Origin of the sequence: Burkholderia sp. BCC1996 (assembly GCF_905339955.1) — a bacterium.
Classification (GTDB): Bacteria; Pseudomonadota; Gammaproteobacteria; order Burkholderiales; family Burkholderiaceae; genus Burkholderia.
Genome location: NZ_CAJPHM010000022.1, coordinates 25140 through 50597, shown reverse-complemented (window position 1 = coordinate 50597; position 25458 = coordinate 25140). Strand labels below are relative to the sequence as shown.

The 25458-nt window shown below is 69.2% G+C and carries 27 protein-coding genes and 1 tRNA gene; 15 read left to right on the top strand and 13 right to left on the bottom strand.

The features are described from left to right. Window positions 1–118: 118 nt before the first annotated feature. Both U4Z64_RS27860 and U4Z64_RS27855 read left to right on the top strand, forming a co-directional pair. The gene (locus U4Z64_RS27860) at window positions 119–412 is read left to right on the top strand and encodes an H-NS family nucleoid-associated regulatory protein (RefSeq protein ID WP_096508184.1); all 294 of its coding nucleotides are present in this window, start codon (window positions 119–121) and stop codon (window positions 410–412) included. A 238-nt stretch (window positions 413–650) separates the two neighbouring features. Then, window positions 651–1808, top strand: a complete 1158-nt coding sequence (locus U4Z64_RS27855; protein ID WP_044846356.1) for a cation diffusion facilitator family transporter — start codon at window positions 651–653, stop codon at window positions 1806–1808. Between the two features lie 27 nt (window positions 1809–1835). Here the strand turns inward: U4Z64_RS27855 and U4Z64_RS27850 are convergent, their stop codons facing one another. The 3 genes from U4Z64_RS27850 to U4Z64_RS27840 form a co-directional block, all read right to left on the bottom strand. After that, on the bottom strand, window positions 1836–2306 hold the full coding sequence (locus U4Z64_RS27850; protein ID WP_006477376.1) for an Lrp/AsnC family transcriptional regulator: 471 nt from the start codon (window positions 2304–2306) through the stop codon (window positions 1836–1838). A gap of 79 nt (window positions 2307–2385) precedes the next feature. Then, window positions 2386–3045: an exonuclease gene (locus U4Z64_RS27845; RefSeq protein ID WP_044846355.1), complete on the bottom strand. Its 660-nt coding sequence runs from the start codon at window positions 3043–3045 to the stop codon at window positions 2386–2388. After that, window positions 3042–3686, bottom strand: a complete 645-nt coding sequence (locus U4Z64_RS27840; protein ID WP_044846354.1) for an MBL fold metallo-hydrolase — start codon at window positions 3684–3686, stop codon at window positions 3042–3044. The genes U4Z64_RS27845 and U4Z64_RS27840 overlap by 4 nt, the downstream gene beginning before the upstream one ends. A gap of 662 nt (window positions 3687–4348) precedes the next feature. Here U4Z64_RS27840 and U4Z64_RS27835 point away from each other — a divergent pair. Further along, on the top strand, window positions 4349–4960 hold the full coding sequence (locus U4Z64_RS27835; RefSeq protein ID WP_044846353.1) for a septal ring lytic transglycosylase RlpA family protein: 612 nt from the start codon (window positions 4349–4351) through the stop codon (window positions 4958–4960). A 95-nt stretch (window positions 4961–5055) separates the two neighbouring features. On the opposite strand, the gene rsmI is transcribed toward U4Z64_RS27835, so the two are convergent. Continuing rightward, window positions 5056–5934, bottom strand: coding sequence for a 16S rRNA (cytidine(1402)-2'-O)-methyltransferase (rsmI, locus tag U4Z64_RS27830; protein WP_321821664.1), 879 nt, complete (start codon window positions 5932–5934; stop codon window positions 5056–5058). A 46-nt stretch (window positions 5935–5980) separates the two neighbouring features. Between rsmI and U4Z64_RS27825 the strand changes: the two genes are divergently transcribed. From U4Z64_RS27825 to U4Z64_RS27805, 5 genes are all read left to right on the top strand, one after another. Continuing rightward, window positions 5981–6409, top strand: coding sequence for a YraN family protein (locus tag U4Z64_RS27825; protein WP_321821696.1), 429 nt, complete (start codon window positions 5981–5983; stop codon window positions 6407–6409). A gap of 127 nt (window positions 6410–6536) precedes the next feature. Further along, window positions 6537–7121 (top strand): SIS domain-containing protein, encoded by a 585-nt coding sequence (locus tag U4Z64_RS27820; protein WP_321821663.1) that lies wholly within the window; start codon window positions 6537–6539, stop codon window positions 7119–7121. A gap of 17 nt (window positions 7122–7138) precedes the next feature. Beyond that, window positions 7139–7936 carry a BON domain-containing protein gene (locus U4Z64_RS27815; protein WP_044846349.1) on the top strand — a complete coding sequence of 266 codons (798 nt, stop codon included), beginning with the start codon at window positions 7139–7141 and terminating at the stop codon, window positions 7934–7936. Further along, window positions 7933–8292, top strand: coding sequence for a c-type cytochrome (locus U4Z64_RS27810; protein ID WP_321821662.1), 360 nt, complete (start codon window positions 7933–7935; stop codon window positions 8290–8292). Before U4Z64_RS27815 ends, U4Z64_RS27810 begins: the two co-directional genes overlap by 4 nt. Before the next feature lie 65 nt (window positions 8293–8357). Further along, window positions 8358–8433 (top strand) — tRNA-Ala (locus U4Z64_RS27805). Between the two features lie 69 nt (window positions 8434–8502). Here the strand turns inward: U4Z64_RS27805 and U4Z64_RS27800 are convergent. The 3 genes from U4Z64_RS27800 to U4Z64_RS27790 form a co-directional block, all read right to left on the bottom strand. Beyond that, a complete protein-coding gene (locus U4Z64_RS27800; protein WP_321821661.1) occupies window positions 8503–9900 on the bottom strand; it encodes an enolase C-terminal domain-like protein in 1398 nt (465 codons plus the stop codon). A gap of 62 nt (window positions 9901–9962) precedes the next feature. Then, entirely contained in the window at window positions 9963–11303 is a 1341-nt protein-coding gene (locus U4Z64_RS27795) for an MFS transporter (RefSeq protein WP_124489222.1), read from the bottom strand. Between the two features lie 237 nt (window positions 11304–11540). Further along, window positions 11541–12515 (bottom strand): LysR substrate-binding domain-containing protein, encoded by a 975-nt coding sequence (locus U4Z64_RS27790; RefSeq protein WP_321821660.1) that lies wholly within the window; start codon window positions 12513–12515, stop codon window positions 11541–11543. Window positions 12516–12553: 38 nt separating this feature from the next. On the opposite strand from U4Z64_RS27790, the gene U4Z64_RS27785 reads away from it, so the two are divergent. The 3 genes from U4Z64_RS27785 (at window position 12554) to U4Z64_RS27775 (ending at window position 15393) form a co-directional block, all read left to right on the top strand. After that, a complete protein-coding gene (locus tag U4Z64_RS27785; protein ID WP_321821659.1) occupies window positions 12554–13285 on the top strand; it encodes a glutathione S-transferase in 732 nt (243 codons plus the stop codon). 127 nt (window positions 13286–13412) lie between these two features. Continuing rightward, window positions 13413–14039 carry a DUF2239 family protein gene (locus U4Z64_RS27780; protein WP_321821658.1) on the top strand — a complete coding sequence of 209 codons (627 nt, stop codon included), beginning with the start codon at window positions 13413–13415 and terminating at the stop codon, window positions 14037–14039. 16 nt (window positions 14040–14055) lie between these two features. After that, window positions 14056–15393: a carotenoid oxygenase family protein gene (locus tag U4Z64_RS27775; RefSeq protein ID WP_321821657.1), complete on the top strand. Its 1338-nt coding sequence runs from the start codon at window positions 14056–14058 to the stop codon at window positions 15391–15393. 13 nt (window positions 15394–15406) lie between these two features. Here U4Z64_RS27775 and U4Z64_RS27770 read toward each other — a convergent pair whose 3' ends face one another. Genes U4Z64_RS27770 through U4Z64_RS27755 form a run of 4 tightly spaced genes read right to left on the bottom strand, consistent with a single transcriptional unit; the run spans window position 15407 to window position 19673 of the window. Further along, window positions 15407–16573, bottom strand: coding sequence for an ABC transporter permease (locus U4Z64_RS27770; protein ID WP_321821656.1), 1167 nt, complete (start codon window positions 16571–16573; stop codon window positions 15407–15409). Window positions 16574–16585: 12 nt separating this feature from the next. Continuing rightward, window positions 16586–17740 carry an ABC transporter permease gene (locus U4Z64_RS27765; protein ID WP_321821655.1) on the bottom strand — a complete coding sequence of 385 codons (1155 nt, stop codon included), beginning with the start codon at window positions 17738–17740 and terminating at the stop codon, window positions 16586–16588. An 18-nt stretch (window positions 17741–17758) separates the two neighbouring features. Continuing rightward, window positions 17759–18457, bottom strand: a complete 699-nt coding sequence (locus tag U4Z64_RS27760) for an ABC transporter ATP-binding protein (RefSeq protein WP_124520499.1) — start codon at window positions 18455–18457, stop codon at window positions 17759–17761. A gap of 10 nt (window positions 18458–18467) precedes the next feature. Further along, entirely contained in the window at window positions 18468–19673 is a 1206-nt protein-coding gene (locus U4Z64_RS27755) for an efflux RND transporter periplasmic adaptor subunit (RefSeq protein ID WP_321804043.1), read from the bottom strand. A 369-nt stretch (window positions 19674–20042) separates the two neighbouring features. Here U4Z64_RS27755 and U4Z64_RS27750 point away from each other — a divergent pair, with 369 nt between their 5' ends. Further along, on the top strand, window positions 20043–20276 hold the full coding sequence (locus U4Z64_RS27750; RefSeq protein ID WP_044846339.1) for a hypothetical protein: 234 nt from the start codon (window positions 20043–20045) through the stop codon (window positions 20274–20276). Between the two features lie 205 nt (window positions 20277–20481). Here U4Z64_RS27750 and U4Z64_RS27745 read toward each other — a convergent pair whose 3' ends face one another. Beyond that, complete coding sequence (locus U4Z64_RS27745) at window positions 20482–21249, bottom strand: Mut7-C RNAse domain-containing protein (RefSeq protein ID WP_321821654.1); 768 nt, start codon at window positions 21247–21249, stop codon at window positions 20482–20484. Between the two features lie 56 nt (window positions 21250–21305). On the opposite strand from U4Z64_RS27745, the gene U4Z64_RS27740 reads away from it, so the two are divergent. Next, window positions 21306–22217, top strand: coding sequence for an NAD(P)-dependent oxidoreductase (locus tag U4Z64_RS27740; RefSeq protein ID WP_321821695.1), 912 nt, complete (start codon window positions 21306–21308; stop codon window positions 22215–22217). Between the two features lie 71 nt (window positions 22218–22288). Beyond that, window positions 22289–22924, top strand: coding sequence for a LysE family translocator (locus tag U4Z64_RS27735; protein ID WP_044846336.1), 636 nt, complete (start codon window positions 22289–22291; stop codon window positions 22922–22924). Window positions 22925–23005: 81 nt separating this feature from the next. On the opposite strand, the gene U4Z64_RS27730 is transcribed toward U4Z64_RS27735, so the two are convergent. Beyond that, window positions 23006–24283, bottom strand: coding sequence for an MFS transporter (locus U4Z64_RS27730; RefSeq protein ID WP_321821694.1), 1278 nt, complete (start codon window positions 24281–24283; stop codon window positions 23006–23008). A gap of 99 nt (window positions 24284–24382) precedes the next feature. On the opposite strand from U4Z64_RS27730, the gene U4Z64_RS27725 reads away from it, so the two are divergent. Continuing rightward, complete coding sequence (locus U4Z64_RS27725; protein ID WP_321821653.1) at window positions 24383–25303, top strand: LysR family transcriptional regulator; 921 nt, start codon at window positions 24383–24385, stop codon at window positions 25301–25303. The last annotated feature ends 155 nt before the right edge of the window (window positions 25304–25458 follow it).

Sequence of the window (25458 nt, the reverse complement as noted above, 5' to 3'; positions counted from 1 at the left end):
CTGCTTCTATCAAATCTTTTTTGTGCTAATCTCTGCCTTCAAAATCCGAGGCACAAATATTTCATGAATGGTGAGCCGGCAGCAGATCGGCGCCATTGGTCATATCGAAAGGGAAACTATGTCTTCTTACAAGGACCTGCTGGCCCAGCGGGAGAAGCTGGAGAAGCAAATCGAAGAAGCGAAGTCGCGCGAATACGCCGAAGTGCTGAATGACGTGAAGCAGAAAATTGCCGACTACGGCTTTTCGCTCGCCGAACTCGGCCTCAGCCGCGCGAAGGCAGGCAAGGTCGGTCGTCCGCGCGCAGGCGTGGCAGCGAAGTACCGCGATCCGGAAACGGGCGCGACGTGGTCGGGCCGTGGCAAGCCGCCGCGCTGGATCGCCGGCAAGGACCGCGAACAGTTCTCGATTTAAACGATCGTTTAAATCATTGCCTCGAAAAGAGCCGCGTATCCGTGCAGGAGCGCGGCTTTTTTGTATCGTGGGATCGGAATGTATGCGTTCTGTCATGAAAATGTCAGAAACGGCGCGTGAATGAAAATGCGACCCGTTCGCATAAGCGATTGATTTAAATGGAAAATTTGGGGTTATCGGAATGCCCCGCGAGGGTCGTTTGGTAGAATTACGTATCCCAACCGATATCTCGTATTTCATGTCCACGTTTTCCGACGACGCACAAAGCGCAGATAAGCACGCGGTCGCGCGCAAGAGCACCCTCGTCAGTATCGTGCTGAATGTGGTGCTTGCGACGTTTCAGATCGTCGTCGGCGTGGTTGCGCATTCGCAGGCATTGATTGCCGATGGTATCCATTCGATTTCCGATTTGATCTCGGATTTTGTCGTACTGGTTGCGAATCGCCATAGTGGCGCATCGCCGGATGCCGATCACAATTACGGACACAGCCGCTACGAGACCGTCGCGTCGCTGTTTCTCGGCGCGATCCTGATCGCGGTCGGCATTGGCATGCTCTGGCGCGCCGGCAACCGTCTCGTGAATCTCGAAAACATCCCGGCCGTCCATTTTTCCGCGCTGATCGTCGCGCTCACGGTGCTCGTGTCGAAAGAGGCGCTGTTCCGCTACATGCTGCGCGAGGCGCGGCGCGTGCGTTCGGCGATGCTCGTCGCGAACGCATGGCATGCGCGCTCGGACGCCGCATCGTCGCTCGTCGTCGCGATCGGCATCGTCGGCAGTCTCGCCGGCGTGCGGCTGCTCGACCCGATCGCCGCCGCGATCGTCGGCTTCATGGTCGCGCGCATGGGCTGGACGTTCGGCTATGACGCGCTGCAGGACCTGTCGGATCGCGCACTCGACACCACCGACACGGCCGAGATCCGCGCGCTGCTCGCCGCGACGCCGGGCGTGCGCGACGTGCACGACCTGCGCACGCGCAAGATGGGCGATGCGGCGCTCGTCGACGCGCACATCCTCGTCGATCCGATGATCTCCGTCTCCGAAGGGCATTACATCGCGGAAACCGCACGAGCGCGCGTGCTGCGTGACCCGCGCGTGCTCGACGCGCTGATCCACGTCGACCCCGAGAACGATGTGGCGCGCCGTCCGGCGCTCGCACTGCCGCCGCGCGCCGAGATCGCGGCGCGGCTCGAGGCCGCGCTCGCGCAGCGCGGGCTGCATCCGGCCGCGATCAACCTGCACTACCTGAGTACGGGGCTCGAGATCGACGTGACGCTCGACGCCGGCGCGGGCGATACCGACGCGGCGCTGGCCGGCCGGCTCGATGTCGACGCGCTGAAGCGCCAGTTCGGCGCGCGCCGGATCGGCTTCACGCGCGGGCTGCCGGCGCAGGCGTGAGCGGCGCCCGCGACCGCGGGCCGCGCGTTACAGCGGCAGTTGCGTGTCGAACTTGATTTCGCGCAGCACGACGCTCGTGCGCACCTGCGACACGGCCGGGATCTTGAAGATCCGTTCGTGCAGGAAGACGTCGTAGGCCTTGATGTCGGGGGCGACGATCTTGAGGATGTAATCGGCTTCGCCCGTCGTGCTGTAGCACTCGGTGACTTCCGGGCAGGTCGCGATCTCGCGCTCGAACTGTTCGACGCCGCCTTCGTTGTGGCGGGTCAGGTGCACGTGCGCGAGCGCACAGACGTGCAGGCCGAGCTTCTCGCGATCGAGCAGCGCGGTGTAGCGCTGGATCACGCCGGACTGTTCCATGTCCTTGATGCGGCGCCAGCACGGCGTACTCGACAGGCCGACCTGGTCGGAGATTTCCTGCACGGAACGGCGCGCGTCGAGCTGCAACAGGCGAAGGATTTTTTGCGAAAAGGAATCGAGCGTCACCTGCGCCTCCATGCGGCAGCTACAACACGCTGAATGTTAGAGGCCCGGGAAAGGAAAGGCAATCTGGCGGCGCGCCGTTGAGCGAGATTCGCTAATTTGCCCGCGGATCCGTTGGGTTTTGTCCCGCTCCCGCCTGTTCCGACCGATCGGTGTCGGCCACCGCGAGGCCCGCGAGCGCGGCTTGCTGGCGGCGCAGGTCGGCGAGCATGTTGCAGAACAGCGCGCCTTGCTCGATCGCGTCGTCGAGCGCGACGTGCGTGTGCGGATGATCGTCGAACCAGTGCTTCGGAAAGCGCGGCTTGATCGCCTTGCGGTACGGCAGGCCCGTCATCGCGAACGCGAGCGTCTTGATGTCGAGCGCCGACCACGAGAACGGGCAGCGTCCGGCGAAGTGCATCATGTACCAGAACATGAACGTGAAATCGAAGCCGGCCGGCATCGCGACGAACACCGGCTTGCCGGGCAGCGCCTCGACCCATTCGACGTACGCGACGAGCGCGGCCGCCGGCGCCTGCAGGTCGCGCCGGCACGCGGCCCACGCTTGCGGCTCCGTCTTCCACCACGCTTCCTGCACCGGATGGGCCTGCGCGCCGGGCAGCGTCTCCAGGTTCGCGGAGAACGTCGCGATCAGCTGCTTGTCCTCCGTATAGGCAGCCGACGCGAAGCTCAGCATCGAGTGCGGGCCGGGAATCGGCCCGTCGGCCTCGACGTCGGTGCTGACGTAGATTTCGGGGATGGCGGTCTGGTTCATCCGAACACCTTGTCGGACACGAACGGATTCGTGCGGCGCTCGTCGCCGAAGGTCGACACCGGGCCGTGGCCCGGCACGAACGTGACGTCGTCGCCGAGCGGCCACAGCTTCTCCTTGATCGAGCGCACGAGGTCCGCGTGGTTGCCGCGCGGGAAATCGGTGCGGCCGATCGAGCCGGCGAACAGCACGTCGCCGACGATCGCGACGCGATGCGCGCGGCTGAAGAACACGACGTGGCCGGGCGTGTGGCCGGGGCAGTGATAGACCTCGAGCGTTTCGTCGCCGAACTGCACGGTGTCGCCGTCGTTCAGCCAGTGGTCCGGCTCGAACGTTTCGGCGGCCGGGAAGCCGAAGCGCTGGCTCTGCATCGGCAGTTGCTCGATCCAGAAGCGCTCGTCTTCCTGCGGTCCCACGATCGGCACGCCGTAGTGCGTCGCGAGTGCCTTCGCGCCCGCGCAGTGATCGACGTGGCCGTGCGTGAGCAGCACCTTCTCGACCTGCACGTTCTGCCGCGCGATCTCCTGTTCGATCCGTTCGAGATCGCCGCCCGGATCGACGACGGCGGCGCGGCCGGTCTTTTCGCAGACGAGCAGCGAGCAGTTCTGCTGGAACGGCGTGACCGGAATGAGCGTGACTTTCATGGAGGCACCGCGGCGGCTAAAAGGAGCGATTGTACCGGTCGCGCGCGCGGCATGCCGGCCCTGCGGTGCGGTGTCGGACGCCGCTCGTGCGGGCAATCCCGGAGCATCCCGATTGTTACAGCCATAGCGAGAATCAATGGTCCGGACGGGGGCCTTTTCGAGACAGGCTTTTGGTTTATGTATAATGCGCCCCATTGCGCGTGAATTTCACGCAATTCGCTGGTGTTTCGACCCCGTTAAATGGGGTGTCGGATTCACCGTCAAGCATCGACCGCCGGGGAGTCCGGCGGTGTATCCAGCACCGAGCATTCGGTGCTCACGTCTTGTCCGGCCGGGTGCTGCGCGCCCGTCTGCGGCCCTGCTGCCGCGCCGCCGGATGAGGCCTGTGCCGCCGTTCCTGTGCGTTGGCCGTACGCGACGCGCGCGAACGTGAAAGCCATGTTCGATGGCGGCATGTGGGGTCTGGTCAGGCTGCCGGGGACAGGTTGCGCCAGACGTGAAAACTAATCAGGACGGTTGCGGCAGAAACGAAAGCCGCGCCCATGCTAGCCGCCTGCTCGCGTAGCCGAGCGGGGCGTGCACGCATTTGCCGTCCGGGCCGCGTATCTGCGTTGTTCAGCAGCGTTGTACTGGTGCGGCCCGAACCAGAAGGCGACACGTCGATGAATTTTCGATTTCCGACTCGATTCGGGACCATTGCTTTATTTTTTGCGCTGACGGGCTGTGCGGTGCCACCCAGCCAGACTACCGGCAGCGACAACCAGAAGAACGCGGCCAACAAGACGGCCGCGGCCGCGAAAGCGGATGACGACAAGCAGCAACTGAATTTCGATTCCGCGCTGGCATCGATGCCGGCTGCCGACAGCAAGGACGCGAAGAAGTCGTCGCTGGCGGACGCCGAGCCGATCGACGGCAAGGATGTGTCCGACTTCCGCCAGACGGGCCGGGCATCGTGGTATGGCCGGGATTTCCACGGCCGCCGCACCGCGAACGGCGAGCGCTTCAACATGAACGCGCTGACCGCCGCGCATCGCACGCTGCCGCTGTCGTCGTACATCAGGGTGACGAACGCGTCGACCGGCAAGTGGGTCGTCGTGAAGGTCAATGATCGCGGGCCGTACAAGCGCGGCCGCGTGCTCGACCTGTCGTATGCCGCTGCCCGGATGATCGGCCTCGTGCACGCCGGCACGGGCCGCGTGAAGATCGAAGGGCTGTCGCCGCAGGAAGCGCGCGAGGCACGCGACGAAATGTTGGCGTCGGTCTCGGCGAGGTAACGCGGCGGTTCGTCCGCCTACGCAAAAGGGCTGCCTTCGGGCAGCCCTTTTGCATTTCCGCGTGCCGGGCGGCGGAGGCCGTCCGTGCTCGCGCGTCAGCCTTCCTTCAGCACCAGCGCGCGCGCATACAGCGCGTTGCGCGACGCGCCCGTCAGCGCGGCCGCGAGCTTCGCCGCGCTCTTCACCGGCACTTCTTCCAGCAGCAGCTTGAGCAGCGCGTCGTGCGCGGTGTCGTCGGCTTCGCCGCCGTCGGCCGGCGCGCCTTCCACGACCAGCACGAACTCGCCGCGCTGCCGGTTCGCATCGCCGTCGAGCCAGCTCTGTCCTTCGGCCAGGGTGCCCTGGAACAGCTGCTCGTGTAGCTTGGTGAGCTCGCGCGCAATCAGCAGCCGGCGCGCGGGGCCGAACACGTCGGCGAGGGCGGCGACGGTGTCCGCGATCCGGTGCGGCGCTTCGTAGAACACCAGCGCGTACGGGTGCTGCACGAGCGCCTGCAGCGCGCTCGCACGCTGCTTCGCCTTCGGCGGCAGGAAGCCCGCGAACGTGAACGTGCCGGCCCAATCGCCCGCCACGCTGAGCGCGGTCACGGCCGCGCTCGCGCCCGGCAGCGGAATCACCGCGAGGCCGGCCGCGCGCACGGCGTCGACGAGCCGCGCGCCCGGGTCCGAAATGCCGGGCGTGCCGGCGTCCGACACGTACGCGACGCGTTCGCCGGCGCGCAGCAGCTCGATCACGCGCAGCGCGGCTTCGCGTTCGTTGTGCTCGTGCACGGCGACGAGCGGCTTCGAGATCCCGTAGCGGGCCAGCAGCTGGCCCGTGTTGCGCGTGTCTTCGGCCGCGATGCGGTCGGCGAGGCCGAGCACGTGCAGCGCGCGCAGCGTGATGTCGGCGGTGTTGCCGATCGGCGTCGCGACCACGTAGAGCGCGGCGTCCGGGTAGTGCTGTGTTTGCGCGAGTTCGAGGAGGGCAGTCATGGCAGGCAATGCGCGCAATCGCGGCGCAAGCGGAACAAGGACGGCATTGTGCCACGCGGCGCCGGCCGCGCCGGGCGGCGAGCGCGGTTTGCCGCGCGGCGGCGGCAATTTTTCCGGCGCGGCGCGATCCAGGTCGGTTGGCGCGACGTTCGAGCAGCGCGCGCGGCAGTTCCTGGAGCGCCGCGGTCTCGCGTTCGTCGCGGCGAACGTGACGATGCGCGGCGGCGAACTCGACCTCGTGATGCGCACGCCCGACGGCACGCTCGTGTTCGTCGAGGTGCGCGCGCGGCGCAGCACGCGGCACGGTGGCGCGGCCGCGAGCATCGGCTGGCGCAAGCGGCGGCGTCTGGTTGCGGCCGCGCTTCATTTCTGGGTACGGCATGGCGCGGGTGCCGCGTGCCGTTTCGACGTCGTCGCGTTCGAGGCCGGCCGGCTCGAGTGGCTGCGCGATGCATTTCGTGCCGACGATGCGTAGCCGCGAGCTGTGACGAGATGTAAAGAGTTCTCGTCATACCCCCGGAGAGGGTGCCGGAGTGCGGTAAACTCGCCGCACCCATGACGTTGCGCGCGGTGTGCCCACGCGCCCAGTTCACCAGGAATCGATGTCAGTCGAACGTATTCAGCAACATTTCCGTGACAGCGCCGCGCTACACGCCGAAGCGGCCGACGCGCTGTCGCTGCCGATCGCAGCCGCGGTCGATGCGATGTTCGCCGCGCTGGCGAACGGCAACAAGATCGTCGCGTGCGGCGACGGCCCGTCGGCCGCTGCCGCGCACTACCTCGCCGTGTCGCTCGTTGGCGGCTTCGAGCGCGAGCGTCCGGGCCTGCCCGCGATCGCGCTGGCCACCGATGCGTCGCAGGGCGGCCTCATGGGGGCATCCGCCGTCGACCAGCTGTTCGCGCAGCAGGTGCGCGTGCTCGGGCAGACCGGCGACATCCTGCTGGTGCTCGACGCGAGCGGCGCGTCGCCGCGCGTGCTGGCCGCGATCGACGAGGCACACGAGCGCGAGATGACCGTCGTCGCGCTGACGGGCGGCGACGGCCACGCTGTCGCGGCCGCGCTGTCCGATACCGATATTCCGATCAGCGTGCCCGCCTCGCGCGCGGCGCGCGTCCATGAAGTCCATCTGCTGACCATCCACTGCCTGTGCGACGGCATCGACGCGATGCTGCTGGGTGAGGATTGAACGAAGGAGAGCCGTCGATGAACCAAAGCCGCGTCAAACAGACGCTCGTCAGAACCACGTTGCTCGCCGCGCTGACGGCGGGCCTCGCGATGTCGCTGCAGGGTTGCGTGCTCGGCGTGCTGGGTGCGGCGGCCGGCGGCGGCGCGCTGATCGCGACCGATCGCCGCACGCTCGGCGCGCAGACCGAGGATCGCGAGATCCAGGTCAAGTCGCTCACGCAGATCAACAACGGGCTGCCGGACCAGTCGCACGTGAACGTGACGGTGTTCAACCGCCGCGTGCTGCTGACGGGCGAAGTGCCGAACGACGCATCGAAGCAGCGCGCCGAGGAAATCGTGCGCGGCATCAACAACGTGAACGGCATCGTCAACGAGCTGTCGGTCGAGCCGGCATCGTCGCTGTCGTCGCGCGCGAACGACTCGTATCTCGAAGGACGCGTGAAGTCCGAGTTCATCGCGACGAAGGGGCTGTCGGCGAACTACTACAAGGTCGTCAGCGAGCGCGGCAACATCTACCTGCTGGGTCTCGTGACGGTCGACGAAGGCAATCGCGGCGCGGATGCGGCGAGCCAGGTGCCGGGCGTCGAGAAGGTCGTGAAGGTGTTCCAGTACATCCAGCCGCAGGACGCGCAGGCACTGCAGGCCGCGTCGCCGAGCGGGGCATCCGGCGCGCAGCCCGCCGCCGCGCCCGCGGATGCCGCGACGGTCGGTGCCGTGCCCGATGCGTCGGTCCAGTCCACGCCGCTGCAACCGCCGGCGCCGATCTCGAATTCGTCGAGCGTGCATCCGGGTAACCCGAAGGCCACGCCGCAATGAAGTCGACGCAGATGAAGTTGAAGCAATGGATGGTGCAGGGCGCCGCGGCGGCCGCGCTCGCGGCCGGCACGCTCGGCACGGCGCATGCGGACGTCGGCGACGGCCTGAAGGTCGCGCGCGGCAATGCCTGCATGGGCTGCCACGCAGTGGACCGCAAGCTCGTCGGTCCGTCGTTCAAGGACATCGCCGCGCGCTACAAGTCCGATCCGCAGGCCGTCGCGAAGCTGTCGAAGAAGGTGAAGGACGGCGGCTCCGGCGTGTGGGGCGCGATTCCGATGCCGGCACACCCGCGCATGAGCGACGCGGATCTGCGCGCCGTGGTCGAATGGGTGCTGGCCGGCGCGCCGTCGAAGTGACGCGTCGGGGTGACGGAACCCCTATTGCCAAGCGCGGAAATGCATGTGTATGATGGTTGTCTGTTGGGGCGGTAGCTCAGCTGGGAGAGCGTCGCGTTCGCAATGCGAAGGTCGGGAGTTCGATCCTCCTCCGCTCCACCAACGGATTCCGAAGGGCCCGGTCGCAAGACCGGGCCCTTTTGTTTTTCCGCGTGTCCCGCTCCGCCGCCGTCACCCCTGCCCGAAACTCGGCCGCTTCGGATCGTACGTCCAGCCCGGCACCAGATACCGCATCGCCATCGCATCGTCGCGCGCCGTGCCGCCGACCTCGCGATACAGCGCGTGCGCGGCCTCGACCTGCGCCATGTCGAGCTCGATCCCGAGCCCTGGCCGCTCCGGCACGGCCACCTGGCCGCCGACGATCTCGAGCGGCTCGCGCGTGAGCCGCGCGTCGCCTTCCTGCCAGATCCAGTGCGTGTCGATCGCGGTGATCGTGCCGGGCGCCGCCGCGGCCGCATGCGTGAACATCGCCAGCGACACGTCGAAGTGGTTGTTCGAGTGCGAACCCCACGTGAGCCCCCAGTCGCGGCACAGCTGCGCGAGCCGCACCGAGCCCTGCATCGTCCAGAAGTGCGGATCGGCGAGCGGGATGTCGACCGCCTGCAGCCGCACCGCATGATCCATCTGCCGCCAGTCGGTCGCGATCATGTTGGTCGCGGTCGGAATGCCGGTCGCGCGCCGGAACTCGGCCATCACCTCGCGGCCCGAATAACCGGCTTCCGGCCCGCACGGATCCTCCGCGTACGCGAGCAGATGACCTTGCCCGCGACACAGCGCGACCGCTTCGTCGAGCGACCACGCGCCGTTCGGGTCGAGCGTCGCGCGCGCGTCGGGAAAGCGCGCCTTGATCGCCGCGATCGCTTCCATCTCGTCCGCGCCGGCCATCACGCCGCCCTTCAGCTTGAAATCGGCGAAGCCGTAGCGCTCGACCGCGGCCTCGGCCTGCTGCGCGATCGCGGCCGGCGTGAGCGCGGCTTCGTTGCGCAGCCGGAACCACGGATCGGCGGCGTGCGTCTCGTCGCGATACGGCAGGTCGGTGCGGCGCCGCTCGCCGATGTAGAACAGGTACGCGAGCATCGGCACCGCGTCGCGCTGCTGGCCTTCGCCGAGCAGCGCCGCGACCGGCACGTCGAGATGCTGGCCGAGCAGGTCCAGCAGCGCGGCCTCGATCGCGGTGATCACGTTGTCGAGTCGCAGGTTGATCTCGTGCGGCTGGCGCAGCACGGCCGCCTCGCCGGCCGACGTCACCTCGTGCCGGATCGTCCGGCCGGCCGTCGCACCGGCGCCGGACAACGCCGCGCGCACCGCGTTGAGCGTCGCCTGGTAACGCCCGATCGACTGGCCGACCACAAGATCGGTCATCCGCTCGAGCGCCTGGCGGATGCCTTCGCCGCCGGGCACTTCGCCGACGCCCGTGTGGCCGCTGCTGTCGTCGAGGATCACGAGGTTGCGCGTGAAATACGGTGCGTGCGCGCCGCACAGGTTCAGCAGCATGCTGTCGCGGCCGGCGACGGGGATGACCTGCATGCGCGTGACGCGCGGCGTGCCGGCACGGCGGGATTCGGACATCGGTTCGCTCCTGGTTCCGGTGATGCACGGGCCGCCGGACCCGCCGGCGCGGCCCGCGCCGTTCAGTTCAGCTCGACGCGGCGGATCTCGCCGACGACGAACAGGTAGCAGATCACGGCGACCAGCGCGTGCGCGACGACGTACACCAGCGCGCCGTTGAACGAGCCGCTGCGGTCGACGATATAGCCGATCGCGATCGGCGTGGTGATGCTGGAAAGATTGCCGCACGTGTTGAGCAGCGCGCCGCTCAGGCCGGCGATCTGGCGCGGCGCGGTGTCGGCGTTGACGGCCCAGCCGAGCGCGCCGAGCCCCTTGCCGAAGAACGACAGCGCCATGAACAGCACGACCAGCACGTGCGAGTCGGTGTAGTTGCAGACGATCATCGACATCGACAGCAGCATGCCGATCACGATCGGCACCTTGCGCGCGACCGACAGCGACTGGCCCTGCTTGAGCAGCGCGTCGGACACGATGCCGCCGAGAATCCCGCCGAGGAAGCCGCACACGGCGGGGATCGACGCGACGAGCCCCGCGTTGAGGATCGACATCCCGCGCGCCTGCACGAGATAGACGGGGAACCACGTGATGAAGAAGTAGGTGAGCGCGTTGATGCAGTACTGCGCGACGTACACGCCGACGAGCATCCGGTTCCTCAGCAGCGCCTTCACGTGACGCATCGACGGCCCGCCGTCGCGCGCGCCGGTCGCCTGGTCGATGTTGACGAGCGCGCCGCCTTCGGCGAGGTAGTCGAGCTCTGCATCGTTGATACGCGGGTGCGCCTTCGGGTCGTACATCGTGCGGTTCCACACCAGCACGAACGCGAAGCCGAGCACGCCCATCACCGCGAACACCGACTGCCAGCCGTACGCGTGCACGAGCCAGCCCATCAGCGGCGCGAACACGACGGTCGCCGCGTACTGCGCGGCATTGAAGATCGCCGACGCGGTGCCGCGCTCCGCGGCCGGGAACCAGGTGGACACGATCCGGCTGTTGGCCGGGAACGACGGCGCCTCGGCCGCGCCGACCAGGAAGCGCAATCCGAACAGCAGCGCGAACGCGGCCGCGCCGCCGAAGAAGCCGATGCCGCCCTGCAGCAGCGTGAACAGCGACCAGAAGAAGATGCTGAACGCATAGACGATGCGCGACCCGAAGCGGTCGAGCAGCCAGCCGCCCGGCAGTTGCGCGATCACGTACGACCAGCCGAACGCCGAGAAGATGAAGCCCATCTGCACGTGGCTCAGGTGCAGCGCGCGGGCCAGCGCCGGGCCCGCGATCGCGATCGCCGCGCGATCCGCGTAGTTGATCGTCGTGACCGCGAACAGCACGGTCAGCACGAGCCAGCGCACGCGGGTGCGCCGGGCCGTTGCCGACGCGGACGCCGGCAATGCGTGAAGCGGATTCATCAGTGTCTCCTCCGAAGGGCGGAAGGTGCCGTCATGCGGCTGCGCGTCGGGTGCACGCGTTTTTCGTGGCGGTGTTGCCGGCCGGAGGCCGGACGCCGATGCCCGGGGCGCGGCGTCCGGATCATTCTGTCACGGCGAAATATGCGCTTTCATGCCAATTACTGACTTGATCGATTCAGGAATTGAATCGATTGGAGGCGGGCGCGAATCGTGGGCGCGATTCGCCGGAAGGTTCGTTCACGCGTGCGCGTCGTCCGGGTCGGCGCCATGGTGGGCCGCGACGTGTTCCGCGAGAAACTCGACCGCGGCGCGCACGCCAGGCAACTGGCCGCGCCGGTGCGGCATCAGCAGTGTGGTCGTGACGGTGCCGGCCCGCCAGCCGGGCAGCACGCGCACGAGCGCGCCCGACGCGAGCGCGGCGCCGGCGATCCAGTCGGGCAGGCAGGCGATCCCGAGGCCGGCCGTCGCGGCTTGCAGCAGCAGCGTCGACTCGTCCGCCTGCATCCGGATGCGCGGGGCGACGTCGACGGTGTCGCCGGCGCGCTGCAGCCGCCATGGCTGAGGACCCGGATGAAGCCCGTCGTGCCGCGCGAGGTCGGTCGGCGCGTCCGGTGTGCCGGCACGCGCGAGATATGCCGGCGACGCAACGGCGACGATCGGCGACGTGGCCAGCGGCCGTTGCACGAGTGCGGAATCGGGAAGCGGCGCGAAATGACTGCGGACCGCGATGTCGAAGCCTTCCTGCGCGATGTCGACGAGCCGGTCGCTCGCGTGAATCTGCAGCAGCAGCTTCGGGTGCGCGATCGCCAGCGCCGGCAGGCATGGCGCGAGGATGTGCTGCGCCACCGGCACCGAACTCGTGATCCGCACGACGCCGGCCGGTTCGGCCGCCTGCCGCAGCACGGCGTCGCGCGCACTTTCGGCCTCGATCACCGCCGCGCGCGCATGCTCGAAGAATTCGGCGCCGACCGGCGTCAGTCGGAAGCTGCGCGACGTGCGATGCACGAGCCGCGCGCCGAGCGTGCGCTCGAGCTCGGCCACGCGCTTGCTGACCGTCGATTTCGGCAGGTCGAGCCGACGTGCGGCCGCCGACATGCTGCCCGCGTCGACCGCTTGTACGAAGAGGTAGAGATCGTTCAGATTCACTGTCAGCGTCCACCAGGAGAAACGACGGGTTTCGATTCTAGCGGCTACTGCGCGATCGTTCGTCATGGGAGCATGATTGCTCGATCAACTTCTGCGAAATCCCCATGTCTCCGATCCTTCTCTACGGCATTCCCGCCGGCTGCTCGTTCGGCTCGATCGTCGCGCTCGAATGGGCAGGCCGGCCTTACCGGCTGTCGCGCATCACGATGCCGGGCCTCGTGACGAGCGACGCGTTCCTCGCGCTGAACCCCGCCGCCGAGACGCCGGCGTTCGTGACCGCGAACGGCGACGTGCTGACCGAAAGCGTCGCGATCCTCGGCCATGTCGGCGCACAGGCGCTCGACAGCGGCCTCGCGTTCCGCCAGGGCAGCGCGGATTTCGACCGTCTGAACCGCATGCTCGAGTGGTTGAACACGACGTTCTTCAGCGCGTTCGGCGCGCTCTGGTACGTGTACGAACACGGCGCCGAAGGCGCCGAGAAAGCCGTGCTGCAGGCATACGGTCGCGGCAAGGTGCTGAAGGCGCACCGTCACCTCGAAGCGCTGCTCGAGCGCGGCGACGGTCCGTGGTTGCTCGGCGCGCAACGCACGCTGGCCGACGCGTATTTCGCGGGAATCGCCCGCTGGGCCGACTATCACGCGGTGTTCGAGCAGGATGCGTTTCCGCGCGTCGCCGCGCTGCGCGCACGGCTCGCCGACGACGCCGGCGTGCAGTTCGCTCACGCGATCGAGGAAAACCGGCCGCTACCGGCGTCGTCGGCCTTCGAAGGACACGTGTCGCTCGACGATGCGCTCGCCAGCGCGCGCGTGACCGCGATGCCGGCCGCGACGCCCTGAAGACCGGACAGCGCGCTCACCCGACGCGCGCACGGCGTCGGCAAATTTTTACCCGGGTGATATTGACATTCAATTTATACCCGGATAAAAATAGCGTCATTCCGATTTCTGCCCACGGGCGACCACGATGACGCTCTCCACACTTCTCCCTTCCTACACGGCGTTCGACGGCCACCGGCGCGTCGCGTCGGGCCCGCTCGCGACGGTGGCGGTCGCGGTCCGGCAGGCGGCCGGCGACGCCATGTCCGGCACGATCGTGATCTTCGACGACGCGACCGGCCGCTCGATCGACCTCGACCTGCGCGGCACGGCGGACGATATCCGCGCGCGTTACGCGGCAGCGCCGGGCGATGCATCCGCGCCCGCCGGCGAGGGAGGCGGGGCGGGCGAACAACGCGGCCGCGGCCGTCCGAAGCTCGGCGTCGTCTCGCGCGAGGTCACGTTGCTGCCGCGTCACTGGGAGTGGCTCGCCGCGCAGCCGGGCGGCGCGTCCGTCGCGCTGCGCAAGCTCGTCGAGGACGCGCGGCGCACGCATGCGGCGGCCGACCGGCGCCGCGACGCGCAGGCGCGCGCCTATCACTTCATGTCCGCGATCGCGGGCGACCTGCCCGGTTTCGAGGAGGCCGCGCGCGCGCTGTATGCGAACGACCTGGCGCGGCTGGCCGAGTGGGTCGCCGGCTGGCCGGACGACGTGCGCGACCATGCGCTCGCACTGGCGCGCGGCGATCTGCCGCCGTCGACCGAAGACTGCTGAAGGAGCACACGACGCGATGACGACGTTCGATCTGAACCACGGCGCGACCGCGCCGGTCGCCGACGAAGCCGACCTCGTCGACCTGCGCGTGACCGGCACGATCCCGCCCGAACTCGACGGCACGCTGCTGCGCAACGGCCCGAATCCGCCGGGCGGCCGTTTCGAAGGCAACGACGTGCTGTCGTGGTGGCCGGAAGCGGCGATGCTGCACGCGATCGCGTTCGAACGCGGCCGCGCCGCCGGTTACCGGAACCGCTGGGCCCGCACGCGCCGCTGGGCCGATGTTCACGCGCCGGAGCAGGCGCCGCATCTGCCCGACACGAATCCGAACGTGAACGTGCTGCAGCACGCGGGCGAATTGCTCGCGCTGGCCGAAGGCGGCACGCCGCTCGCGATCACGGCCGCGCTCGACACGCTCGGTGCGCCCGCGCGGCACGCGGCGTTCGGCGGCGCGATGACCGCGCATCCGAAGGTCGATCCGGTGACCGGCGAACTGATCCTGTTTCGCGCGGACTGGCGCGCGCCTTGGCTGCGCTACGGTGTCGCGGACGCGCAGGGCGTGCAGCGCGTCGACCTCGCGGTCGACGTGCGCGCGCCGTCGATGATGCACGACCTCGCGATCACCGAGACCCGCAGCCTGCTGCTCGACCTGAACGTGGGTTACGACTTCGCGATGCTGAAGCACGGGCACCGGATGCCGCTGCGCTGGCACGACGACCGCGACGCGCGGATCGGCGTGATGCCGCGCCACGGCGGCGACGTGCGCTGGTTCGGGATCGAGCCGTGCTTCATCCAGCACGTGGTGAACGCGTACGACTGCGATGCGTCGTGCATCGTGCTCGATGCGGTGCGCTATCCGTGGTTCCTGCGGCTCGACGCGCGCACCGGCCGGTTCGCCGACAACCCGGTCGGCGAACTGTGGCGCTACGTGATCGATACCGCGAACGGGCTGGTCGACGAGGGGCCGCTCGCCGATGGGGGCATCGAGCTGCCGCGCATCAACGAAAGCCGGACCGGGCGCCGCTACCGTTACCTGTATGCGGCCGAGCAGCCGAACCACACCGAGATGCGCGGCGTGATGCGCTTCGATCACATGCGCGGCACGACGACGCGTTACGCGGTGCCGGCCGGCGACCAGAATGGCGAGCCGGTGTTCGTGCCGCGCCCGGGCGGCACCGACGAGGACGACGGCTGGCTGCTGGTGGTGGTCTACCGCGCGGCGACGGATACGAGCGACGTCGTGATCCTCGATGCGCGCGCGATCGACGCGGCGCCGGTCGCGACCGTGCACCTGCCGCGCCGCGTGCCGGCCGGGTTCCACGGCGCGTGGGTGCCGCGCGAGCGCCCAGCGTGAGCGGCCGCGCGCGTCACTGCGCGCGCAGCGCGTCGACGATGCTCAGCCGCGCGGCGCGCATCGCCGGCAGGAACCCGCCGACGAGCCCCATCACGAGCGAGAACAGCAGCGTCTTCACGACGATCGCGGGCGTCAGCACGAAACGGAACGACAGGTCGGAGAAAGTCTGGAAGTTGGTCGTCGAGAACGACGCGAACTCCATCAGCGACGCGCACGCGAGCCCCGCGACGCCGCCGACGAAGCCGAGCAGCAGCGCCTCCAGCAGGAACGCGGCGAGCACGTTCATGCGCTTGAAGCCGAGCGCGCGCAGCGTGCCGATCTCGGCGGTGCGGTTCGCGACCGATGCATACATCGTGATCATCGCGCCGATCATCGCGGCGATCGAGAAGATCGTCGACAGCGTGATGCCGAGGATGTTGATGAAGGTCGACAGCGCCTTCGACTGGTCGCCGTAAAACGTCTGCTCGCGCTTCGCTTCGTCGGTGAGGCGCGGGTCGACGTCGATGTCGGCCTTGAAGCGCGCGAAACCGTCGGCGCTCGGGATGCGCAGCACCATCGACGAATAGCTGGTGCGCCGGAACGACTGCATCAGCTGGTCGACGTCGCCCCAGATCTCCGAATCGAAGCCGCTGCCGCCCGCGTCGAAGATGCCGACGACGGTCCAGTCGCGCTGCGCGAAATGCAGGCGGTCGCCGAGCTGCGTGCCGCTGAAGCCTCTCGCGATCGCGCTGCCGACGACGATCTCCGACGAGCCCGGCGCGAACGTGCGGCCCGCGACCAGCTTCACGCGCGGGCGCAGCGCGAGGCCGGCCGGCGACACGCCGCGGATCACGACGTTGGACGGCTTGCCGGTCGACGTCTTCACGAGCGAGATCAGCACGACGGCTTCCTTCGACACCTGCGGCCGGCCGTCGGGGCCGAGCGCGACGGCCGGATGCATCTCGAGTGCGTTGGCCTGCTGGTGGTCGATCGCACTCTGGATCTCGGTTTCCGCACCCTTGCGGATCACCACGGCGTTGTCGGGTTCGCCGGTCGACACGAGCGTCTGCGTGAGCCCCGCGTCGAGCATCTGCACGGTCGCGAACACGAAGATCACCAGCGCCATCCCGCCCGCGGTGAGCGCGGTGGTGAGCCGGCGGGTCCACAGGTTGCGCGCGATGTAGGTGAGCGGAATGGCCATCGATGCGCGCCTCTAGCCGATCGCCCGCAGGCCTTCGACCACGCGCACGCGTGCCGCCTGCCACGCCGGCACCAGCGCGGCCGCGAAGCCGACCGCGATCGAGCACGCGGCCTGCAGCGCCATCGTCCCGTCCGACACCCTGAACACCGGAAAGATGCCGCCCGCGGCCTGCTTGAAGAGGCTCGCGGCCGGCAGCGTCGCGAGCATCCCGAGCCCGCCGCCCGCCACCGCGATCACGACCGATTCGCCGAACACGAGCAGCGCGAGAAAACCGGGGCCGAAGCCGAGCGCCTTCAGCGTCGCATATTCGGCGGTGCGTTCGCGCGCGCTCATCGCCATCGCGTTCGCCATCACGGCCATGATGATCAGGATCACCACGTACGACACGACGCGGATCGCCGCGATGATCTGGTTCGACATCGCGACGAAGCCGAGCTGGAACGCCTGTTCGGTCTCGGTCAGCGTTTCGGCGAGCGAGTTCCTGAACACCGCGTCGACGTTGCGCGCGATCGCGGCGCCGTCGTCCGCGTGCGCGACGCCGAGCACGAACACGCCGACCTGGTCGGCCTGCTTCGGCGTGCGCTTGCGCACCGTCTCGTTCAGGTAGTCCCAGTGGAACACCAGCTGGCGCGTGATCGTCGAGTCGTCGCGGCCGTCGAGAATGCCGCGCACGACGAAATCCCACGTGCCCGGATAGATCGTGCCCTTCAGCGGAATCACGTCGCCGACCTTGAAGCCGAACTGCGTCGCGAGCTGGCGCCCGACCAGGCAGCCGCGGCGGTCGCGGACGTAGTCGGCGCGCTGCTGCGCCGGGAGGATGAATTCCGGATACAGGTCGAGGTAGTTTTCCGACACCGCGAAGCTCGCGAAGAAGTTCTTCGGGTCGCGGTAGATGCCGCCGAACCAGTTCGAGCGGACCACGGCCGTCACGCCGTCGACGCCGCGGATCCGGTTCTCGTAGCTGACCGGCAGCGGGAACACGAGCGAGATCGCGTTGCGCGTGACGAGCCGGCCGCTCGACGCTGCGGCCGCGCCCGCGTACCACGCGTCGACGACGGTGTGCAGCAGCCCGAACGCCAGCACCGCGATGGTCAGCCCGAGCACGGTCAGCAGCGTGCGCAGCCGGTGCCGCAGCGCGTTGCGCGCGATCAGCTTGAACACCATCATCGTGCGCGCTCCCGTCCGTCAGACGGCGTGCCCATCGATCAACTCTCCTTTCTCCAGATGCACGAGCGACTGCGCGGCGGCAGCCGCGTGCGCATCGTGGGTCACCATGATGATCGTCTTGCCGAGCTCCGCGTTCATCCGCTGCAGCATCGCGAGCACGTCGGTGGCCGACGCGCGGTCGAGGTCGCCGGTCGGCTCGTCGGCGACGATCAGCACCGGGTCGGTGATCAGCGCGCGCGCGATCGCGACGCGCTGCTGCTGGCCGCCCGACAGCTCGGACGGGTAATGGCTGGTCCGGTCGCCGAGATTCACCATGTCGAGCACCAGCTCGACGCGCTCGCGCCGTTCGCGGCGCGACAGGTGCGTGAGCATCAGCGGCAGCTCGACGTTCTCGAACGCGGTGAGCACCGGCATCAGGTTGTAGAACTGGAAGATGAAGCCGACGTTCGCCGCGCGCCATTCGGCCAGTTGCGCTTCCTCGAGCCGCGAGATGTCGAGGCCGCCCACGCGCAGCTCGCCGCTGTCGGGCCGGTCGATGCCGGCGACGAGATTGAGCAGCGTGCTCTTGCCGGAACCCGACGGCCCCATCAGCGCGACGAAGTCGCCTGCGCCGATGTCGAGCGTGATGTCGGTCAGCACTGGCACGACCTGGTTGCCGCGCCGGTACGACTTCGCGACGTGGCTGATCTCGACGAGGGGCGGCGAGGCGTCGTTCACGCGCGCCACGCTACTTCTTCGCGACAGCGACTTTCGCGCCGTCCTTCAGCTTCGCGCCCGGCGCGAGCACGACCGTATCGCCGGGCTTCACGCCGCGGATCGCGACGAGTTCGCCGATCCGCGCGCCTCGGGTCACCGCCGTCGCACGCACCGTGTCGTCCTTCACGACGAACACGACCGGGCGGCCGTCGCGCTCGACCACCGCGCTCGCCTGCACGGCCGTCACCGGCTGCCGGTCCTGCGGCGACGCCGGCTTCGACAGGAACGCGATCTTCGCGCTCATGTCGGGCAGCACGCGCTCGTCGCGGTCGACGAAACGCACCTTCACCAGCACGGTCGCCTTCGAGCGGTCGACGGTCGGCACGATACGCGACACGCGGCCCGCGAAGCGCATGTCGGGCAGCGCGTCGAGCTGGATCTCGCACGGCTGCTCCGCGCGGATCTTCGCGATGTTCGATTCGGCGACGTCGGCCTCGACCTCGAGCGTGTCCATGTCGGCGATCGTCACGACCGCGCCCTTGCTGTCCGACGCGGACGAGAACGGCGTGATGTTGTCGCCGACGTTCGCGTGCTTCGCGAGCACGATCCCGTCGAACGGCGCGCGGATCACCGTCTGGTCGACCGCGACCTGCGCGGCCTGCGCATTGGCTTCGGCGGACGCGATCGCGGCTTCGTCGCTGTTGACCGACGCGCGTGCCTTGTTCACGCGGGCCGTGTCGATGTCGAGCTGCGCGGCCGGCACCGCGCCCTTCGGCGCGAGCGCGGCGGTGCGGCGCAGCGCGATCTCCGCATCCTTCAGTTCTGCCCGCGCGACGCCGAGGTTCGCACGGGAGACCTGCGCCTGCGCGCGTGCCTGTGCCAGCGACGCCTGCACGTCGCGGCTTTCGAGCCGCGCGATGATCTCGTCCTTCTTCACGCGCGTGCCCTCGAGCACGCCGAGCCACTCGACGCGACCCTGGCCCTTCGACGCGACCGCCGCCTTGCGCTGCGGCACGACGTAGCCGGTCGCGTTGAGCTGGGTGTCGTTCTGGTACGGGTAGGCGGACGTGACGGAGGTCGTGTCGACCGTCGGCCGGCCGGTGAGCGCCAGCGCGGCGACGATCGCGACGATGACGAGCGCGGCGGCGACCGCGTAGCGGACCCACCGGCGCCGGCGTGGCGCGGGTGCGATCGGACGCCGGTCGATTTTCAGTTTGTCCAGATTGTGATCGGGCAATTTGGGCGCCTTGCGACGGCGGCGGTCTCGTGACCGGCCGCGTCCGGTTGGGACGGAAGGTGGCCAGTATAGCGTCGGGGCGACGGGCGCGAGAGCCGGTTTGTCGGACGATTGACGCAGGTCCCGGCGGCGCGTCGCGCGGGCGCGAAACCCGTGCCCCCCGGGGAAACCCGAACGATGCAAGCTGCATGTCAACTCGCCGCGCGGGCGATGCGTTATGGAGCCTGTGCGTCAGTATTTGCCGAGGCGGAAAGGCGAGAGCCGACCCGTCCGGTGGCGACCGGGAGCCCGGCGCGACTGATGTTCCGATGCGGATGCCTCGCATCTCTTACCGGTACGTTTGACTTTTTCTCCGCTAAAGGAAGAACAATGAAGAAGACGCTCGCTTCGATCATGACCGCAGCATTCGCTCTCGCATCGGTTTCGGCATTCGCACAGGCGTCGGCGCCGGCAGCCGACACGTCGGCCGCTGCACCGGCACCGGCCAAGAAGGATCACAGCAAGCCGAAGCACCAGCTGAAGCAACACGGTTCGGCCAAGGGCAAGGCGAAGGCCGCAGCCGCTTCGGCCGCCGGCACGAACGACGCAGGCACGCAGAACTAAGCACGCTTCACCGGGCCGGCGCTGCCGGCCCCCCCTGTCGCGAAACCCCGCACGCTCCGGCCTGCGGGGTTTTGTTTTTCTCAGGGGCGTCAGCCACGTCCGGAACGACGCAGGCGCGCAGAACTAAGCACGCTCCGCCGGGGGCGCCGCTGCCGGCCGGCCGTCGCGAAACCCCGCATGCTTCGGCCTGCGGGGTTTTGTTTTTTCAGGCGTCCGCCACGTCCGGAAACTCGAGGGCATCGGGCGGCGGCGCGCGCATCGCATCGACCACCGCGCGCATGCGCCGCCAGTGCGACCCTTCCCAGAACACGCGCCGGCACACGTCGCACGCGGCAAAGCGCCGGTGCCGCTGGCGCACGCCCGGCGGCACGCGCGGCGCGGCGTCCGCCGCATCGAGCGCGTGCAGCGGCGCGTTGCAGCGCAGGCACAGCCGGAACGGCCGCATGTGCGGCGCGAGATCGAGCCGCGCGAACAGCTCGCGCAGCTGCGCGTCCGGCTGCTGCGCATGCAGGTAGCAGCCGCGCACGACCGCGCGGCGCTTCAGCAGCTCGCGGTCGCGGGTCAGCACGATCCGGCCTTCGCGCGCGGCGAGCGCCGCGAGTTCGTCGTCGCGGTAGTGGTTGTCGTAGCAGGTGTCGAAGCCGGCGAGGCGCAGCAGCTGCGCGAGGCCGCCGAGATGCGCGTCGGCGACGAAGCGCCAGTGGTCCGGTTGCGGCAGCGGCGAGGCGGCCGCCGGCTGCGCGCGCTCCGGATGGATGTCGACGCGGTCGCCGTCGCCGAGCGGCCGGTCGAGGGCGGCCGGTGCGCCGTTCACGCAGAGCAGGCCGATTTCCGTATGCGGGACGCCGAGTGCCTCGATCGCGTGCTTGACCGTCGCATCGCGCGCAAACGCATGCGCGAACGCGCACTCGCGCTGCTCGCGCGCGAGAAACGCGTTCAGTTCGCCGTGGAAGCGGAAGGTCGCGGTCGCCATTGGCGCAGTATCGCACCGCGCACGGCCGGTCGCCGGGGGCTGCAGGCCGCCGCCATCTGTGTTTAACTCCCCGCTTCACGGGTCGAAGGAGCGGGGAAATGGATCTCGGATTTATCGGGCTGGGCGAAATGGGGCAGGCGATCGCGACGAACCTGCTGAAGGCGGGGCACGCCCTGCGGGTCTGGAACCGGTCGCGCGAGCGCGCCGAGCCGCTCGCCGCGCTGGGCGCGCAGATCGTCGCGACGCCGGCCGACGCGTTTCGCGGCGACGCCGTGTTCTCGATGCTCGCCGACGACGCGGCCGCGCGCGAAGTATTCGACGACGCGCTGCTCGCGCAGGCGCCGCGCGGCCTGATCCACGTGAACATGGCGACGGTGTCGGTCGCGCTGGCCGAGTCGCTCGCGCACGCGCATGCGTCGCGCGGCCTCGAGTACGTCGCCGCGCCCGTGATGGGGCGCCCGGACGTCGCGGCCGCCGCGCGCCTGACGATCATGGCCGGCGGCCCGGCCGAGGCGATCGACCGCGTGCAGCCGCTGTTCGACGCGATCGGCCAGAAGACCTGGCGGTTCGGCTCGCTGCCGCAGCATGCGAACGTCGCGAAGATCGCGGCGAATTTCACGCTCGCGTCGGCGATCGAGACGCTCGGCGAGGCGTCCGCGCTGCTCGGCGCGCACGGCGTCGCGATGCGCGATTTCCTCGACGTGATCACGAACAGCGTGTTCCCGGGGCCGGTCTACGCAGGCTACGGCGGGATGATCGCCGAGCGCAGCTACGAACCCGCGCGCTTCAAGGCGCGCCTCGGGCTGAAGGACGTGCGGCTCGCGCTGGAGGCCGGCGACGCGGCGTCGGTGCCGCTGCCGGTGGCGAGCGTCGTGCGCGACAGCCTGCTCGATGCGCTCGCGCACGGCGGCGGCGAACAGGACTTCGCGGTGCTCGGCGAAGTCGCGCTGCGCCGCGCGGGCCGCTGAGCCGACGCGGGACAAAAACGCCGCGCGCGCGGCATAATCGACATTTCAATTCTCTTTCGGTCGGGGCGGTCATGAACCTGCATACGTGGTGGCTTTTCGTGGCGACGGTGTTCGTCGTATCGGCGATTCCGGGTCCGAACATGCTGCTCGTGATGACGCACGGCGCGCAGCATGGGCTGCGCCGTTCGGCGTCGACGATGGCCGGCTGCCTGAGCGCGCTGGTGCTGATGCTCGCGGTGTCCGCGGCGGGGCTCGGGGCGGTGCTCGAGGCGTGGCCGGCGACGTTCGATGCGTTGCGCTTCGCGGGCGCCGCCTACCTGATCTACCTCGGCGTGAAGGCGTGGCGCGCACGCGTCGACGACGCGCCGGCCGCGGACGTCGATGCGGTTTCGCAAGGCGCGTCGGCATCGCGCTGGGCGCTGTTCCGCAATGGTTTCCTGGTCGCGGGCAGCAACCCGAAGGCGATCCTGTTCGCGGCCGCGCTGCTGCCGCAGTTCATCAATGCAGCCGAGCCGACGCTGCCGCAGTTCTGCATCCTCGTCGTCACGTTCGCGGTGATCGAGGTCAGCTGGTATCTCGTCTACGCGTCGTTCGGCACGCGCATCGGCGCGACGCTGAAGAGCCAGAGCGTCGCGAAGGTGTTCAACCGGCTGACGGGCGGGATCTTCGTCGGCTTCGGCGCGATGATGGCGCTGGTCCGTCACTGATTTCGGCCAGCGCGGCCACGCGGCCCGCCGGACGCCCCGCGCCTCGTCAGAGGGCGGGGCGTTTTCATGTCCGGGCCCGCGTTACGCGCGCGGCCACGCCGCGGTGCCGCTCCGGCGCCCGCCCGACAAGCCGAACGCCGCGGCCGCGCCCGCGAACGCGAAGCCGACGCCGCACACGGCGCTCCACCCGCCCCACGCCCATGCGTTGCCCGCCAGCGCCGCGCCGAGCGCGCCGCCGACGAAGAACAACCCGACGAACAGCCCGTTCAGCCGCCCGCGTGCGGCCGGGTTCAACAGGTTGATTTCCCTGCGGCCGATCGTCTGGTCGACGATCACGCCCGCGTCGAGCAGCGCCGCGCCGCCGGCGAGCAGCGCCAGCGCGATACTGCGATGCGCGTGCGCATCGAAGCCGAACCAGCCGGCGCCGGCGATGCCGAGCACGGTGAGCGCCGCGAGCATTGTCACGTGCGCGATGCGCTGCGCGGCCGGGCCGTGGCCACGATCGCCGGCGCGGCCGGCCAGCGGCGTGACGATCGCGCCGCTCGCGCCGGCGAACGCGAACAGCGCGATGCCGTGCAGGTCGAGGCCGAACGGCGGCTGCGCGAGCCGCAACCCGACGGCGGTCCAGAACGCGCTGAACGCGGCCATCGCGAGCGCGGCCGACAGCGCATGCCGGCGCAGCACCGCTTCGTCGGCCAGCAGCCGGCCCATCGACACGAGCAGCGCGCGATAGCCGGCCGCAGCCGGCGGCACACGCGGCGGCAAGCGCAGCGCGAGCACTGCCGCAATCGCCGCGTTCGCGAGCGCGGCCAGCGCGTAGAACGCGCGCCAGCCGGCCGTGCCCGCGATCAGGCTGGCGAGCGGCCGCGACAGCAGGATGCCGAGCATCAGCCCGCTCATCACGTTGCCGACCGCCCGCCCGCGCTGCGCTTCGGGCGCCATCGACGCGGCCATCGGCACCAGCATCTGGATCACGCTCGACGCGGCGCCGGCGGCCAGCGTCGCGAGCAGGAAGACGGTGCCGGACCGCGTGAACGCCGGCAACGCGAGCGCGGCCGCACACGCGACGAGCGTCGCGACGATCAGCCGGCGGTTCTCGAGCAGGTCGACGAGCGGCACGAGCAGCACGAGGCCGGCTGCGTAGCCGAGTTGCGGCAGCATCGCGACGAGGCCCGCGAGACCGGGCGGCAGGTGCAGGTCGGCGCTGATCGGGCCCGTCAGCGGTTGCGCGGCGAACAGGTCCATCACGATCACGCCGACCGTCGCGGCGAAGAAGAGCGTCATGCCCGTGCTCAGCACGGGCGGTGCACCGAGCGCGGCGCGGCCGGGGGCGGGGCGGGAGTCGGCAGGGCAGTTCATCGGAAACCTGGGGGCGTCGAGCGAAGGAATCCCCATCGTAGGTGCCGGGATGTTTATGCGACAATTGAAATATGTCTAACATGATTATGCGAGTTTGCTTTGAATACGCGTGATCTCCAGGCGTTCGTCGCGGTGGTCGACAGCGGGTCGATGGTCGCGGCCGCGGCGAAGCTCCATCTCACGCAGCCGGGCCTCACGCGACGCGTGCAGAACCTCGAGACGCTCCTGGGCATGCCGCTGCTCGAGCGGCAGAGCAAGCCGCTGAAGCCGACCGCCGCCGGGCGCGACGTCTATGCGCTCGCGCGCAACGTGCTGGGTGCGGTCGACGCATTGATGGCGGCCGGTGCGCCCGACAGCGAGCCGTCGGGCGAACTGCGCATCGGCGTGCCGCCGTTCCTGTCCGAGCTGGCGCTCGAGCGGCCGATCGACCGGCTGCGCGACGTGTTTCCGCGGCTGACGCTGCGCGTGACGGCCGGCTGGTCGCCGGCGCTCGTGCAGGGCATCGAGCGCGGCACGCTCGATGTCGCGGCGGTCATGGTGCCGGCCAGCGCGGCGCTGCCCGATACGCTGACGGCCACGCCGCTCGGCACGCAGCCGACGGTGCTGGTCGCCGCGCGCGATTTCCCGCTGCCGGCCGGCCCGCTGTCGCTCGACGTGCTGTCGGGTTTTCCGTGGGTGCTGAGCCAGGACGGCTGCGGGATGCGTTCGGCCTTGAGCCGCGCGCTTGGCGCTGCGGGGCTGCCGTTCGACGTCGCGGTCGAGGCGTTCGGCTCCGAGCTGCAGCTGTCGCTCGTCGCGCGCGGTGCCGGCATCGGGATCGCGTCGCCGAACGCACTGGCGCGCAGCAAGCATCGCGATGCGCTGAGGGTGGTGGAAACGGCGGGGCTGGAAACGCGGATCAACGTGTGGATCGTGCACGGCGCGCTGCCGGGCCGCCTGACGCGGCCGGTCGCGCTGCTGCGCGACACGCTGGGCGAGGTGCTCGACCGGGAGAACGGGAAGGGGTCGGATGAGAACTAGCGATCTAGAGTGCGCAGTCGAGGGAAAATCCTTATTTTCTCTACGGAAATGTTGCAATGCGGAAACTGATTCGCTATAGTTACACCTGTCTCCTCCATGTCTCCTCTGATATGGATTCAGCCCGCCTCTTAGGCGGGCTTTTTTTTGCCCGCGTT

Bases quoted from the DNA above. Each gene is read 5' to 3' on its own strand.
- U4Z64_RS27860 (WP_096508184.1), top strand. From the start codon at position 119: ATGTCTTCTTACAAGGACCTGCTGGCCCAGCGGGAGAAGCTGGAGAAG.
- U4Z64_RS27855 (WP_044846356.1), top strand. From the start codon at position 651: ATGTCCACGTTTTCCGACGACGCACAAAGCGCAGATAAGCACGCGGTC.
- U4Z64_RS27850 (WP_006477376.1), bottom strand. From the start codon at position 2,306: ATGGAGGCGCAGGTGACGCTCGATTCCTTTTCGCAAAAAATCCTTCGC.
- U4Z64_RS27845 (WP_044846355.1), bottom strand. From the start codon at position 3,045: ATGAACCAGACCGCCATCCCCGAAATCTACGTCAGCACCGACGTCGAG.
- U4Z64_RS27840 (WP_044846354.1), bottom strand. From the start codon at position 3,686: ATGAAAGTCACGCTCATTCCGGTCACGCCGTTCCAGCAGAACTGCTCG.
- U4Z64_RS27835 (WP_044846353.1), top strand. From the start codon at position 4,349: ATGAATTTTCGATTTCCGACTCGATTCGGGACCATTGCTTTATTTTTT.
- rsmI (WP_321821664.1), bottom strand. From the start codon at position 5,934: ATGACTGCCCTCCTCGAACTCGCGCAAACACAGCACTACCCGGACGCC.
- U4Z64_RS27820 (WP_321821663.1), top strand. From the start codon at position 6,537: ATGTCAGTCGAACGTATTCAGCAACATTTCCGTGACAGCGCCGCGCTA.
- U4Z64_RS27815 (WP_044846349.1), top strand. From the start codon at position 7,139: ATGAACCAAAGCCGCGTCAAACAGACGCTCGTCAGAACCACGTTGCTC.
- U4Z64_RS27810 (WP_321821662.1), top strand. From the start codon at position 7,933: ATGAAGTCGACGCAGATGAAGTTGAAGCAATGGATGGTGCAGGGCGCC.
- U4Z64_RS27800 (WP_321821661.1), bottom strand. From the start codon at position 9,900: ATGTCCGAATCCCGCCGTGCCGGCACGCCGCGCGTCACGCGCATGCAG.
- U4Z64_RS27795 (WP_124489222.1), bottom strand. From the start codon at position 11,303: ATGAATCCGCTTCACGCATTGCCGGCGTCCGCGTCGGCAACGGCCCGG.
- U4Z64_RS27790 (WP_321821660.1), bottom strand. From the start codon at position 12,515: ATGACGAACGATCGCGCAGTAGCCGCTAGAATCGAAACCCGTCGTTTC.
- U4Z64_RS27785 (WP_321821659.1), top strand. From the start codon at position 12,554: ATGTCTCCGATCCTTCTCTACGGCATTCCCGCCGGCTGCTCGTTCGGC.
- U4Z64_RS27780 (WP_321821658.1), top strand. From the start codon at position 13,413: ATGACGCTCTCCACACTTCTCCCTTCCTACACGGCGTTCGACGGCCAC.
- U4Z64_RS27775 (WP_321821657.1), top strand. From the start codon at position 14,056: ATGACGACGTTCGATCTGAACCACGGCGCGACCGCGCCGGTCGCCGAC.
- U4Z64_RS27770 (WP_321821656.1), bottom strand. From the start codon at position 16,573: ATGGCCATTCCGCTCACCTACATCGCGCGCAACCTGTGGACCCGCCGG.
- U4Z64_RS27765 (WP_321821655.1), bottom strand. From the start codon at position 17,740: ATGATGGTGTTCAAGCTGATCGCGCGCAACGCGCTGCGGCACCGGCTG.
- U4Z64_RS27750 (WP_044846339.1), top strand. From the start codon at position 20,043: ATGAAGAAGACGCTCGCTTCGATCATGACCGCAGCATTCGCTCTCGCA.
- U4Z64_RS27745 (WP_321821654.1), bottom strand. From the start codon at position 21,249: ATGGCGACCGCGACCTTCCGCTTCCACGGCGAACTGAACGCGTTTCTC.
- U4Z64_RS27735 (WP_044846336.1), top strand. From the start codon at position 22,289: ATGAACCTGCATACGTGGTGGCTTTTCGTGGCGACGGTGTTCGTCGTA.
- U4Z64_RS27730 (WP_321821694.1), bottom strand. From the start codon at position 24,283: ATGAACTGCCCTGCCGACTCCCGCCCCGCCCCCGGCCGCGCCGCGCTC.